Below are 12618 nucleotides of genomic sequence, written 5' to 3'. Positions count from 1 at the left end.
AACCGGCACCCAGTGCCGCCCCCGCCCCGCAGGGCCACGCAGGGGTCGGATGCGGGGCCTGTGGCCGGTGGTTGACCGTCGTGTCAGGCTGGCGTCCCCTCCGCGACGCCCAGTGTTCGCTGTCCGCTAGGCGGACCTCGGGCGCGGGCGGCACTGGGTGCCGGTTACCGTGGGAGCACCATGAGCGCTACGCAGACCTCTGACGTCCCCACTCTCCTGGTCAAGATCTTTGGCAAGGACAGGCCGGGCATCACGGCCGGACTCTTCGACACCCTCGCCGCCTACTCCGTCGACGTGGTCGACATCGAGCAGGTCGTCACGCGGGGCCGGATCGTGCTGTGCGCGCTCGTGACCGAGCCGCCCCACGGGCTGGAGGGCGACCTGCGCGCCACCGTCCACAGCTGGGCGGAGTCGATGAAGATGCAGGCCGAGATCATCTCCGGGCTCGGCGACAACCGCCCGCGCGGCCTCGGCCGCTCCCTGGTGACCGTGCTCGGCCATCCGCTCACCGCGGAGGCCACGGCCGCCATCGCCGCCAAGATCACCAAGGCCGGCGGCAACATCGACCGCATCTTCCGGCTCGCCAAGTACCCGGTGACCGCCGTGGAGTTCGCGGTCTCCGGTGTGGAGACGGAACCGCTGCGCACCACCCTCGTCACTGACGCCGCGGCACTCGGTGTCGATGTCGCGGTCGTGGCGGCGGGGTTGCACCGGCGGGCCCAGCGGCTGGTCGTGATGGACGTGGATTCCACGCTCATCCAGGACGAGGTCATCGAGCTCTTCGCGGCGCACGCCGGCTGCGAGGAGCAGGTCGCCGAGGTGACCGCCGCGGCGATGCGCGGGGAGCTGGACTTCGAGCAGTCGCTGCACGCGCGGGTCGCCCTGCTGAAGGGGCTGGACGTCTCGGTGGTGGACAAGGTGCGCAGCGAGGTCCGGCTGACGCCGGGCGCCCGCACCCTCATCCGTACGCTGAAGCGGCTCGGCTACCAGGTCGGTGTGGTCTCCGGAGGATTCACCCAGGTCACGGACGATCTGAAGGAGCGGCTGGGGCTGGACTTCGCCCAGGCCAACACCCTGGAGATCGTGGACGGCAAGCTGACCGGGAAGGTCACCGGCGAGATCGTGGACCGCGCGGGCAAGGCGCGGCTGCTGCGCCGGTTCGCCGCGGAGGCGGGCGTGCCGCTGTCGCAGACGGTGGCGATCGGCGACGGCGCCAACGATCTGGACATGTTGAACGCGGCGGGGCTCGGGGTGGCCTTCAACGCCAAGCCGGTGGTGCGGGAGGCGGCGCACACGGCGGTGAACGTGCCGTTCCTGGACACCGTGCTGTATCTGCTCGGCGTCACCCGGGAAGAGGTCGAGGCGGCGGACGCGCACGAGGAGAGCTGACCGGCGCTCCGGAGTACGGGGGCCGTCGCGGAAGCGGCAGTGTGCAGGGGCCGGTGCCGTGCGGCACCGGCCCGCTTCGGCCCTGCCGGGCTGTGCGGGGTCAGTCGGTCGGCGCCCAGTAGTCGAGCAGGGTGGCCACGCCCGGCTCCAGGGTCTTCCAGGCGCCCGAGAAGGACAGCACGGCGAAGGCGGCGGCCGGGAAGCCGCGGCTGTTCATCCGCTCGCGGGGATCGGCCTCGGCCGACCCGGCCAGCACCTCGGCGAGCCCGTGCACGCCGGGGTTGTGGCCGACGAGGAGGAGGTTCTGGGCGTCGTCGGGGGTTTCGTTGAGCACGGCGATCAGCTCGCCGGGCGAGGCCTCGTAGAGCCGCTCCTCGTAGACCGTTTTCGGCCGGTGCGCGAACTCGTGGACGGCGAGCTTCCAGGTCTCGCGGGTCCGGGTCGCGGTGGAGCAGAGGGCCAGGTCGAAGGGGATGCCGGTGTCGACCAGCCTGCGTCCGGCTTCGGCGGCGTCCTTGCGGCCCCGCTCGGCGAGCGGCCGCTCATGGTCGTTCACCTGGGGCCAGTCGGCCTTCGCGTGCCGGAAGAGGACGATCCTGCGGGGTTCTGCGACGCTCATGACTCCCAGCTTCGCATGAAACAGGCCATGGGGCGCAGGGAGTTGACGGGCGACTCGCGGGAGGCTCAGCGGGTCAGCAGCTGCTGGAAGCGCTCCATGAGCCGGGCCACGACGGGCTCGTCGGCGGCGGCGTGGGCGTCCGAGGGGTTGAGGATCAGCGTCAGCAGGGCGACGAAGGCGAGCGTCGGGAGGGCGAGGGCCCACCAGGGCAGCCGAGTGTCGACGGCCCGGGTGCTCGCCGGGCGGGGGCGGGGCTGGGTGCGGGCCGACATGATGCCTCCGTGGATCCGTCCTCGACTGGGTGCGGTCCGCCTTTCCGCGGCCACACGTCGACGCTACGGAATGGAGAGTCGCCGGCCCATCCGGTGATCCACCCACTTGACCCTGAGCCTCACCCCCTAGGGGATGGTGGGGTTACCCCCACCCGGCTCAGGGCGCGGCGATCGACGCGATGACGGCGATGATCACGAAGATGGCGAAGAACGAGCCGAAGACGATCAGCATCTTCTTCTGGCCGTTCTGCGGGTTCGGGTCGAGCACTGGCATACGGCAAGTCTCGCATCCGCCACCCGAGCCCGCTCGGCCGGGGTCGGGGGCGACGCCGGCCGAGTCGGGGTCGCCCGACCCGGGCGCCGGGGGGAGACGCCGGAGCCGGGGGCGAGGGCAACGCCGGAGCCGGGGGCGAGGGCGCGGGCGGAGCCGGGGGCGAGGGCGACGCCGGCACCGAGGGCGCAGGCGACGCCGGCACCGAGGGCGAGGGCGACGCCGGAGCCGAGGGCGAGGGCGACGCCGGAGCCGAGGGCGCGGGCGGCCCGCCGGGCTCAGCGCGCGGCGGCCTCCTCCTCCACCGTGCGGTCACGGCCCGCCAGCCAGCCCACCGCCATCTGGGGGACCATCAGGGCGACCATGAGCAGGATCGGCTGTCCCCAGCCGCCGCTGTGCTGGTAGAGCACGCCCACCAGGAGCGGGCCGGGGATGGAGATCAGGTAGCCGGTGCTCTGCGCGAACGCGGACAGCTGGGCCACCCCGGGGCCGGACCGGGCGCGCATCCCGACCATGGTCAGGGCGAGCGGGAAGGCGCAGTTGGAGACGCCGAGCAGGAGGGCCCAGGCCCAGGCACCCTCGGCCGGGGCGGCGTACAGACCGGCGTAGCCGATGAGGCCGCAGACGCCGAGCGCGAGTGCGATGGGTCCCTGGTGGGGCAGCCGGGTGGCCAGGCGCGGGATGACGAAGGCCAGCGGCACGCCCATCACCATCGTGACGGCCAGGAGCAGACCGGCGGTGCCGGCGGGGACCCCGGCGTCGCGGAAGATCTGCGCCATCCAGCCCATGGTGATGTAGGCGGCGGTGGCCTGGAGGCCGAAGAACACGGCGAGCGCCCACGCGGTGCGGCTGCGGGTGATCCGCAGCGCGGGCGCCTGCGTCTCGCCCTGGGCGGCGGCCCCGGGGCCGTCCTGCCCGGCGCCGGCGCTCCGGTCCCGCAGGACGGGCAGCCACGGCAGGACGGCGGCCGCCGCGAGCGCGGCCCACACGGCGAGCCCGGACTGCCAGTGGCCGCCCAGGGCGTCGGTCATCGGCACGGTCACGGCGGCGGCGGTGGAGGTGCCGAGGGCGAGGGCCATGGAGTACGCGCCGGTCATGGAACCGACCCGGTCGGGGAACCAGCGCTTGACGATGACCGGCATGAGGACGTTGCTGACCGCGATGCCCATGAGGGCGAGCGCGCTGGCGGCCAGGAAGCCGGGCGTGCCTCCGGTGTACGGCCGGACGATCAGGCCGGCGGCGATGGCGGCCATGCCGGCGCACACCACCGCGGCCGGGCCGAAGCGGCGGGCCAGGCGGGGCGCCATGACGCCGAAGACGGCGAAGCAGAGCGGCGGCACGGAGGTGAGCAGTCCAGCCACGCTGCCGCTCATGCCGAGGCCGTCCCGCACCTCTTCCAGGAGGGCGCCGAGGCTGGTGATGGCGGGGCGGAGGTTGAGGGCGGACAACAGGATGCCGGCGACGACCAGGCGCGTGGTCCACGCGCGCGTGGAGCTCTTGCGCGTCGCTTCGCCGCCGCCCGCGCCACCGCCCGCCGCGGGGCCGCGTGCGTCCGGGTGGTTCCTCGTCTCGGTTTCCTCGCTTGCCATGCCAGCCATCATAGAATCATGGGATGATTGGTTGTCCATTCTCAGGGCGTCCGCTGCCGCCCGTCCCGTGCGAAGGTGGGCCATGCCCTTGAGCCACCCGCGTCGATCGGCGCTGTCCGAGCAGGTCATCGCCGCGCTGCGCAACCAGATCACCTCGGGCGAATGGCCGGTCGGCTCGCGCATCCCGACCGAGCCGGAGCTGGTCGGACAGCTCGGCGTCGCCCGCAACACGGTCCGCGAGGCGGTCCGGGCGCTGGCCCACAACGGTCTGCTGGACATCCGCCAGGGATCGGGCACGTACGTCGTGGCGACCAGCGAGCTGGCCGGCGTGATGCACCGCCGCTTCGCGGATGCCGACCCCCGGCACATCGCCGAGCTGCGCTCCACGCTCGAGTCGGCCGCCGCGAAGCTGGCCGCCGAGCGGCGCACCGAGAAGGACCTGAAGCAGCTGGACGCGCTGCTGGCGCGGCGCGAGGAGGCCTGGGAGACGGGCGACAAGGAGCTGTTCGTGACCGCGGACGCCACCTTCCACCTGGCGGTGGTGGCCGCCTCCCACAACGACGTCATGACGGCGATGTACGCGGACCTGGGCGAGGTGCTGCGGGACTGGCTGCGCGAGGACGTGGGTGAGGAGCTGACCCCGGAGACCCACATGGACCACGGGCGGCTGGTGGACGCCATCCGCGCGGGAGACGCCGAGACCGCGGCGGCGGAGGCGGCGGGCTACCCCTTCCTGTGCCGGTTCAGCGCCCCAGGTTCTGGTGACTGACCCACACCGAGCGGACCTCCATCCAGCACCGGCCGGTCAGCCGTACGGTCTCCGCGGGCCCGGCGTCGGCCGGGGCGCTGTCGGTGTCCAGGTCCCACCAGCGCGCGCACTCGATGTGCAGCCGCACGCGGTCGGTGTCGACATAGGGGTTGTGGCAGTGGGCGGTCACCTCGGAGCCGTCGACGCGGGTGCGGCACTCGGCGCCGAACGGCCTCGGGACGTCGATGGCGGGTGCCGCCACGGGCGCGTGGGGCATCGCTTCGTACGACACGGACAGCACCAGGGCTACGGCTACGGTCACTGAGGCCAGGCTGCGGAACAGGCGCACAAGGGGACCTCCTCGGCCGTACGGGGGAGGGTCGCGTCGGTGAAACGCTTCCTCCAGAGTGCCCGGTCGCCCCGCCGCTCCGCCCGGCCGACTGGGCCGAACGGGGGACGCCCCGCTCCCCGCGCGGTGCGGGGAACGGGGCGCCGGCGACGTGCGCGGAACCGTCCGGAAAGGTCAGGCGCCGATGGCGTGCAGACCGCCGTCGACGTGGATGATCTCGCCCGTGGTCTTCGGGAACCAGTCGCTCAGCAGGGCGACGATGCCGCGGCCGGCCGGCTCCGGGTCCTTCATGTCCCACTCCAGCGGGGAGCGGGTGTCCCAGACGGAGGCCAGCTCGCTGAAGCCCGGGATGGACTTGGCGGCCATGGAGCCGATCGGACCCGCCGAGATGAGGTTGCAGCGGATGTTCTGCTTGCCCAGGTCACGGGCCATGTAGCGGTTCGTGGCCTCCAGGGCGGCCTTGGCCGGGCCCATCCAGTCGTACTGCGGCCAGGCGTACTGGGCGTCGAAGGTGAGGCCGACGACGGAGCCGCCGTTCTGCATCAGCGGCAGGCAGGCCATGGTCAGCGACTTCAGCGAGAACGCCGAGACGTGCATGGCGGTGGCCACCGACTCGAACGGCGTGTTCAGGAAGTTGCCGCCGAGCGCGTCCTGCGGCGCGAAGCCGATGGAGTGGACGACGCCGTCCAGGCCCCCGAGCTCCTCGCCGACGAGGTCGGCCAGGCGCCCCAGGTGCTCGTCGTTGGTGACGTCCAGCTCGATGACCTTGGTGGGCTTCGGGAGCTTCCTGGCGATGCGCTCGGTCAGCGTGGGCCGCGGGAACGCGGTGAGGATGATCTCGGCGCCCTGCTCCTGGGCCAGCTTGGCGGCGTGGAACGCGATGGAGGACTCCATCAGCACACCGGTGATCAGGACGCGCTTGCCCTCGAGAATTCCGCTCATGGTGATCAGTGACCCATTCCCAGTCCGCCGTCAACGGGAATGACGGCTCCAGTGATGTACGAGGCGTCGTCCGAGGCAAGGAACCGCACCGCCGCGGCGACCTCCTCCGGCTGCGCGTACCGGCCGAGCGGCACCTGCGCGACGATGCCCTGGCGCTGCTCGTCGGTGAGCACCTTGGTCATGTCGGTGTCGACGAAACCGGGCGCGACGACGTTGAAGGTGATGTTGCGCGAGCCCAGCTCACGGGCGAGGGAGCGCGCGAAGCCGACCAGGGCGGCCTTGGAGGCGGCGTAGTTCGCCTGGCCCGCCGAGCCGAGCAGGCCGACGACGGACGAGACGAGGACCACCCGGCCCTTCTTGGCGCGCAGCATGCCGCGGTTGGCGCGCTTGACGACCCGGAAGGTGCCGGTGAGGTTGGTGTCGAGGACCGAGGTGAAGTCCTCCTCGGACATCCGCATGAGCAGCTGGTCCTTGGTGATGCCGGCGTTGGCCACCAGCACCTCGACCGGGCCGTGCTCGGCCTCGATCTCCTTGTAGGCCTGCTCCACCTGCTCGGAGTCGGTGATGTCGCACTTGACCGCCAGGAAACCGGCGGGCGGCTCCCCCGAGCGGTACGTGATCGCGACCTTGTCGCCGGCGTCGGCGAAAGCGCGGGCGATGGCGAGGCCGATGCCCCGGTTGCCTCCGGTGACGAGAACCGAGCGGCTCAACGGATCACCCTTTCCATAGCGGTCTGATTCCCCCGCCCGGGCACCTGGACGACAGGCGGCGATGACAGGCGGCTTCCCGGAAAACCTATCGGTCGGCTCCCCTCGCCGGACATTCGGGCACCGACAGTGGCTCAGGGGACACACTGTCGAATCCCTACAGAAAGCCCCGGCCGCGGGAGGCAAACCTGTGGTCGGCGGGCCCGCGGTCGCGACATGATCGGAGCCGACAGGCGACGACAGCAGGGAGACCTCGGGTGCCTCATACCATCGACGAAGCCTTCACGGCGCTTCCGCTACGCGCCCTCGCCGACGCCGCCCTGGCCCGGGCGCGGGCGCTGGGGGCGGAGCACGCGGACTTCCGGTTCGAGCGGGTGCGCAGCGCGTCGTGGCGGCTGCGGGACGGCAGGCCGTCCGGGTCGTCGGACACCACGGACCTGGGATACGCGGTGCGCGTGGTGCACGGCGGGACGTGGGGGTTCGCGTCCGGCGTGGATCTGACCATGGACGCCGCGGCCAAGGTGGCGAGCCAGGCCGTGGCCATGGCGAAGCTCTCCGCGCAGGTGATCAAGGCCGCGGGCTCCGACGAGCGGGTCGAGCTGGCCGACGAGCCGGTGCACGCGGAGAAGACGTGGATCTCGTCCTACGAGATCGACCCGTTCACCGTGCCCGACGAGGAGAAGGCCGGGCTGCTCGCGGAGTGGAGCCGGCGGCTGCTCGCGGCGGACGGCGTGGACCATGTGGACGCCTCGCTGCTCACCGTGCACGAGAACAAGTTCTACGCCGATACGGCGGGCACCGTGACCACCCAGCAGCGGGTACGGCTGCACCCGCAGCTCACCGCGGTGTCGGTGGACGAGTCGAGCGGCGAGTTCGACTCGATGCGCACCCTCGCCCCGCCGGTCGGCCGCGGCTGGGAGTACCTGACCGGCACCGGCTGGGACTGGGACGCGGAGCTGGCCGAGATCCCGGAGCTGCTCGCGCAGAAGATGCGTGCGCCGAGCGTGGAGCCGGGCCTCTACGACCTGGTGGTGGACCCGTCCAACCTGTGGCTGACCATCCACGAGTCGATCGGGCACGCCACCGAGCTGGACCGCGCGCTCGGCTACGAGGCCGCGTACGCCGGCACCTCCTTCGCCACCTTCGACCAGCTCGGCAAGCTGCGCTACGGCTCCGAGCTGATGAACGTCACCGGCGACCGCACCGCCGAGCACGGCCTGGCGACCATCGGCTACGACGACGAGGGCGTCGAGGCGCAGTCCTGGGACCTGGTGCGGCAGGGCACGCTCGTCGGGTACCAGCTGGACCGCAGGATCGCGAAGCTGACCGGGCTCGGGCGGTCCAACGGATGCGCCTTCGCCGACTCCCCCGCGCACGTCCCGGTGCAGCGGATGGCCAACGTGTCGCTGCGGCCGGACCCCGCCGGGATGTCGACCGAGGACCTGATCGGCGGCGTCGACCGGGGTATCTACGTCGTCGGGGACCGGTCCTGGTCCATCGACATGCAGCGCTACAACTTCCAGTTCACCGGGCAGCGCTTCTTCAAGATCGAGAACGGGCGGATCACCGGACAGCTGCGCGATGTCGCCTACCAGGCGACGACCACCGACTTCTGGGGGTCGATGGCCGCGGTCGGCGGCCCGCAGACCTATGTCCTCGGCGGCGCGTTCAACTGCGGCAAGGCCCAGCCGGGGCAGGTCGCCGCCGTCTCCCACGGCTGCCCCTCCGCCCTCTTCCGGGGCGTCAACATTCTGAACACCACCCAGGAGGCCGGTCGATGAGCGCCGCGACGAACAAGCCGCACGAGATCGTCGAGCGGGCCCTGGAGCTGTCCGAGGCGGACGGCTGTGTCGTGATCGCCGACGAGCAGTCGACGGCCAACCTGCGCTGGGCGGGCAACGCGCTCACCACGAACGGTGTCACGCGCGGGCGCACGCTCACCGTGATCGCGACCGTCGACGGCAAGGAGGGCACCGCCTCCGGCGTGGTGTCCCGCTCGGCGGTGACCGCGGACGACCTGGAGCCGCTGGTGCGGGCCGCGGAGGCCGCGGCGCGCGGTGCCGCGCCCGCCGAGGACGCCCGGCCGCTGGTGACGGACGTGCCCGCGTCGTCGGACTTCACGGCGGCCCCCGCGGAGACCTCCTCGGCCGTCTTCGCCGACTTCGCGCCCGCCCTGGGCGAGGCGTTCGCCCGCGCGCGGGCGGGCGGCCGGGAACTGTACGGCTTCGCCAACCACGAGCTGACCAGCAGCTACCTGGGCACGTCCACGGGGCTGCGGCTGCGCCACGACCAGCCCAACGGCACGCTGGAGCTGAACGCCAAGTCGCCGGACCGCACCCGCTCGGCGTGGGCCGGACGGTCCACCCGGGACTTCCAGGACGTCGACCCGGCGGCGCTCGACGCGGAGCTGGCCGTCCGCCTCGGCTGGGCCGAGCGCCGGATCGAGCTGCCCGCCGGCCGGTACGAGACGCTGCTGCCGCCGACGGCGGTCGCGGACCTGCTGATCTACCAGATGTGGTCGGCGTCGGGCCGGGACGCGGGCGAGGGCCGGACGGTGTTCTCCAAGCCCGGCGGCGGCAACCGGGTCGGCGAGAAGCTGACCGAGCTGCCGCTGACCCTGCGCAGCGACCCGCACGAGCCGGGCCTCCAGGCCGCGCCGTTCGTGCTCGCGCACTCCTCCGGCGGTGACTCCTCGGTGTTCGACAACGGGCTGCCGCTCGCGGCCACCGAGTGGATCGGCCAGGGCGAGCTGAAGCACCTGATCACCAGCCGGCACAGCGCGGACCTCACCGGGCTGCCGGTGGCGCCGGCCATCGACAACCTGATCCTGGACGGCGGCGACGACCGCACCCTGGACGAGATGGTCGCGGACACCGAGCGCGGGCTGCTGCTGACCTGCCTGTGGTACATCCGCGAGGTCGACCCGGCGACGCTGCTGCTCACCGGCCTCACCCGGGACGGGGTGTACCTGGTCGAGAACGGCGAGGTGACCGGCGAGGTGAACAACTTCCGGTTCAACGAGTCGCCGGTCGGGCTGCTGGGCCGGGCCACGGAGGCGGGGCGCACGGAGAAGACCCTGCCGAGGGAGTGGAGCGACTGGTTCACCAGGGCGGCGATGCCGCCGCTGCGGGTGCCCGACTTCAACATGAGCTCGGTCAGCCGAGGCGTCTGAGCTGTCGGTGGCCCCCCATAGACTGGGGGAAGCCCTTTTCACCGTTCAAGGAGACAAACCACGTGACGGACATCGTCGATGAGCTGAAGTGGCGCGGGGTGATCGCCCTGTCCACTGACGAGGACGCATTGCGCAAGGCGCTCGCGGACGGTCCCGTCACGTTCTATTGCGGCTTCGACCCGACCGCGGCCAGCCTGCACGTCGGCCACCTGGTCCAGGTCCTCACCATGCGCCGCCTCCAGCAGGCGGGCCTGCGCCCGCTGGCGCTGGTGGGCGGCGCGACGGGCCAGATCGGCGACCCGCGTCCGACGGCGGAGCGCACGCTGAACGACCCGCAGACGGTCGCGAACTGGGTGACCCGCCTGCGCGCGCAGATCGAACCGTTCCTGTCCTTCGAGGGCGAGAACGCCGCCGTGCTGGTGAACAACCTGGACTGGACGGCCGGCATGTCGGCCATCGAGTTCCTGCGGGACATCGGCAAGCACTTCCGCGTCAACAAGATGCTGACGAAGGACTCGGTCGCCCGTCGCCTGCAGTCCGAAGAGGGCATCAGCTACACCGAGTTCAGCTACCAGCTGCTGCAGGGCATGGACTACCTGGAGCTGTACCGACGGTACGGCTGCACGCTCCAGCAGGGTGGCAGCGATCAGTGGGGCAACCTCACGGCGGGTCTGGACCTGATCCACAAGATGGAGCCGCACGCCAACGTGCACGCTCTCGCGACCCCGCTGATGACCAAGGCCGACGGCACCAAGTTCGGCAAGACCGAGGGCGGCGCCGTCTGGCTCGACCCGGAGATGACGACGCCGTACGCGTTCTACCAGTTCTGGCTGAACGCGGACGACCGGGACGTCTCCACCTACATGCGCATCCTCTCCTTCAAGTCCCGCGAGGAGCTCGAGGAGCTGGAGAAGCAGACCGAGGAGCGGCCGCAGGCCCGTGCCGCGCAGCGGGCCCTCGCCGAGGAGCTGACCACCCTGGTGCACGGCGCCGACCAGACCGCCGCGGTGATCGCGGCGTCCAAGGCGCTGTTCGGCCAGGGTGAGCTGACCGACCTGGACGAGCGGACGCTGGCCGCGGCGCTGTCCGAGGTGCCGCACATCCAGGTCACCGAGCTGGGTCCGGTCGTCGACCTGTTCGCCGAGGTCGGCCTGGTGGCCAGCAAGTCCGCCGCGCGGCGCACGGTGAAGGAGGGCGGCGCCTACGTGAACAACGTGAAGGTCGCCGGCGAGGACGCCGTGCCCGCGAAGGAGGACCTGCTGCACGGGCGGTGGCTGGTGCTGCGCCGCGGCAAGAAGAATCTTGCCGCCGTGGAGGTTGTGGGCGCCTAGGCGCCGTGGGGGCGTGGGGTTCTTCTGCGGCCGCGGCATTCGTCGTGGTTCTCGCGCAGTTCCCCGCGCCCCCTTCACGCCCTTCGGGGCTCTCGGGGGCGGGAGTGCTATGCCCGTTCCCGCCTGCGCTTGCCCAGGGTGGCCATGTAGAGCATGTCGCCCACGGCCACGATGACGATGGCGGCGATGAGCTGGAAGATGTGCCGGCTCCAGTCGATGCCCGGCGTCTCCTCGACGCCGAAGGCGCGCGCTATGGCGTTGCCGGCGATGGCACCGAGTATGCCGAAGATGGTGACCAGCCACAGGGGGCTGTGCTGCTTGCCCGGGATGATCGCTTTCGCGAGCAGACCCAGCACGAATCCCACGATGATCGCCCACAACCAGCCCATGGTTGCCTCCTCGTCCGGCTCGACGTGAGCAGTACCCGCCCAGTCTCGGTCCGTACGCCGTACGGCGCATGTCGGGTGGGGCCGTATGCGGGACGGGGGACATCGTTCGCGCAGGCTGGTGGAGGGTGCCCCGGTCTCGTGGGCCGCGCGGGCGCGGCGTAACGTGGACGCTGTCCCGGCCGGGCGTCCGACCGGTGCGGTGGACGTCGGGACGGGCCTGGGAGAGTCCGATGCGGGCGGATGGTGGTATGTGATGCGGAAGCTGCGGGACGGCGGCGACGCCCAGGTGTTCCGGATCACCGGAGCCCGGCAGAGCCTCCAGGACGATGTCCGCGGGCGGCAGCGCCGGTATGTCATCTCGATGAGCGTCCGGACGGTCTCGGTGATCCTGGCCGCGGTGCTCTGGAACGTGGAGCGGCACGTCGCGGTCGTGGCGCTGGTGCTCGGCGCGGTGCTGCCGTACATCGCGGTGGTGATCGCGAACGCGGGGCGGGAGAACGCGCCGTCGCTGCCCTCGACGTTCGTGTCGGTGACCCCGCCGCCGATGATCGCGCCGCCGTCGGCGGCAACCGGTGCGGAGGATGCGGCGAAGGGTGCGGCGGACGACGCCGGGGCGAAACCGGGGGCCGAGCCGCGAGGCTGATCGCCCTGCCGGTCCCGGCAAAGCTCAAGAAAAGCTCAGATCAATCCTGTCGTTACGGGCCCGGCAAGCGATTACCCGTGACATACTGCGTACGCGCTCCGCATCCCCCGTCGGAGCGATGGACCGACGCCGGGCAGCTCCCCCCGTGGCTGCTCGGCGTCGTTTTTTTCTGTGCGGTTTTCTCTGCGGTTGTGAGA

Annotated in this window: 14 protein-coding genes; 6 read left to right on the top strand and 8 right to left on the bottom strand. The window is 71.7% G+C overall.

Going from position 1 to position 12618, the window contains the following annotated elements; all coding sequences use genetic code 11:
• Nucleotides 1-180 precede the first annotated feature (180 nt).
• Nucleotides 181-1389 (top strand): phosphoserine phosphatase SerB, encoded by a 1209-nt coding sequence (gene serB, locus CCN42_RS01590; protein ID WP_086169363.1) that lies wholly within the window; start codon nucleotides 181-183, stop codon nucleotides 1387-1389.
• Between the two features lie 100 nt (nucleotides 1390-1489).
• On the opposite strand, the gene CCN42_RS01585 is transcribed toward serB, so the two are convergent.
• The 4 genes from CCN42_RS01585 to CCN42_RS01565 all read right to left on the bottom strand — a co-directional run bounded on the left by CCN42_RS01585 (nucleotide 1490) and on the right by CCN42_RS01565 (nucleotide 4140).
• On the bottom strand, nucleotides 1490-2008 hold the full coding sequence (locus CCN42_RS01585) for a SixA phosphatase family protein (RefSeq protein WP_086732718.1): 519 nt from the start codon (nucleotides 2006-2008) through the stop codon (nucleotides 1490-1492).
• 65 nt (nucleotides 2009-2073) lie between these two features.
• Complete coding sequence (locus CCN42_RS01580) at nucleotides 2074-2280, bottom strand: hypothetical protein (RefSeq protein WP_086732717.1); 207 nt, start codon at nucleotides 2278-2280, stop codon at nucleotides 2074-2076.
• 157 nt (nucleotides 2281-2437) lie between these two features.
• Nucleotides 2438-2554 (bottom strand): SGM_5486 family transporter-associated protein, encoded by a 117-nt coding sequence (locus tag CCN42_RS45575; protein ID WP_086169366.1) that lies wholly within the window; start codon nucleotides 2552-2554, stop codon nucleotides 2438-2440.
• 275 nt (nucleotides 2555-2829) lie between these two features.
• Entirely contained in the window at nucleotides 2830-4140 is a 1311-nt protein-coding gene (locus tag CCN42_RS01565) for a CynX/NimT family MFS transporter (RefSeq protein WP_386582659.1), read from the bottom strand.
• 82 nt (nucleotides 4141-4222) lie between these two features.
• On the opposite strand from CCN42_RS01565, the gene CCN42_RS01560 reads away from it, so the two are divergent.
• On the top strand, nucleotides 4223-4909 hold the full coding sequence (locus CCN42_RS01560) for a FadR/GntR family transcriptional regulator (protein ID WP_086732715.1): 687 nt from the start codon (nucleotides 4223-4225) through the stop codon (nucleotides 4907-4909).
• On the opposite strand, the gene CCN42_RS01555 is transcribed toward CCN42_RS01560, so the two are convergent.
• The 3 genes from CCN42_RS01555 to fabG all read right to left on the bottom strand — a co-directional run bounded on the left by CCN42_RS01555 (nucleotide 4884) and on the right by fabG (nucleotide 6889).
• Nucleotides 4884-5237: a hypothetical protein gene (locus CCN42_RS01555; RefSeq protein ID WP_086732714.1), complete on the bottom strand. Its 354-nt coding sequence runs from the start codon at nucleotides 5235-5237 to the stop codon at nucleotides 4884-4886. The two genes, CCN42_RS01560 and CCN42_RS01555, sit on opposite strands and share 26 nt — an antisense overlap.
• Nucleotides 5238-5411: 174 nt before the next feature.
• Entirely contained in the window at nucleotides 5412-6179 is a 768-nt protein-coding gene (gene fabI, locus CCN42_RS01550; protein WP_086732713.1) for an enoyl-ACP reductase FabI, read from the bottom strand.
• A 5-nt stretch (nucleotides 6180-6184) separates the two neighbouring features.
• The gene (fabG, locus tag CCN42_RS01545; protein WP_043499599.1) at nucleotides 6185-6889 is read right to left on the bottom strand and encodes a 3-oxoacyl-[acyl-carrier-protein] reductase; all 705 of its coding nucleotides are present in this window, start codon (nucleotides 6887-6889) and stop codon (nucleotides 6185-6187) included.
• A gap of 254 nt (nucleotides 6890-7143) precedes the next feature.
• Between fabG and CCN42_RS01540 the strand changes: the two genes are divergently transcribed.
• The 3 genes from CCN42_RS01540 to tyrS all read left to right on the top strand — a co-directional run bounded on the left by CCN42_RS01540 (nucleotide 7144) and on the right by tyrS (nucleotide 11389).
• Nucleotides 7144-8667 carry a TldD/PmbA family protein gene (locus CCN42_RS01540; protein ID WP_086732712.1) on the top strand — a complete coding sequence of 508 codons (1524 nt, stop codon included), beginning with the start codon at nucleotides 7144-7146 and terminating at the stop codon, nucleotides 8665-8667.
• Nucleotides 8664-10058 carry a metallopeptidase TldD-related protein gene (locus tag CCN42_RS01535; protein ID WP_086732711.1) on the top strand — a complete coding sequence of 465 codons (1395 nt, stop codon included), beginning with the start codon at nucleotides 8664-8666 and terminating at the stop codon, nucleotides 10056-10058. The genes CCN42_RS01540 and CCN42_RS01535 overlap by 4 nt, the downstream gene beginning before the upstream one ends.
• 62 nt (nucleotides 10059-10120) lie before the next feature.
• Nucleotides 10121-11389, top strand: coding sequence for a tyrosine--tRNA ligase (gene tyrS, locus CCN42_RS01530; RefSeq protein ID WP_086732710.1), 1269 nt, complete (start codon nucleotides 10121-10123; stop codon nucleotides 11387-11389).
• Between the two features lie 107 nt (nucleotides 11390-11496).
• Here tyrS and CCN42_RS01525 read toward each other — a convergent pair whose 3' ends face one another.
• Complete coding sequence (locus CCN42_RS01525; protein ID WP_086169375.1) at nucleotides 11497-11778, bottom strand: GlsB/YeaQ/YmgE family stress response membrane protein; 282 nt, start codon at nucleotides 11776-11778, stop codon at nucleotides 11497-11499.
• 253 nt (nucleotides 11779-12031) lie between these two features.
• On the opposite strand from CCN42_RS01525, the gene CCN42_RS01520 reads away from it, so the two are divergent.
• The gene (locus CCN42_RS01520; protein ID WP_086169376.1) at nucleotides 12032-12421 is read left to right on the top strand and encodes a DUF3099 domain-containing protein; all 390 of its coding nucleotides are present in this window, start codon (nucleotides 12032-12034) and stop codon (nucleotides 12419-12421) included.
• Nucleotides 12422-12618: the final 197 nt, after the last annotated feature.

It is taken from the genome of Streptomyces glaucescens (genome assembly GCF_002154375.1).
GTDB classification, from domain to species: Bacteria; Actinomycetota; Actinomycetes; order Streptomycetales; family Streptomycetaceae; genus Streptomyces; species Streptomyces glaucescens.
Note: the sequence above shows the minus strand (reverse complement) of the source record. Positions and strands in the feature narration are given on the sequence as shown.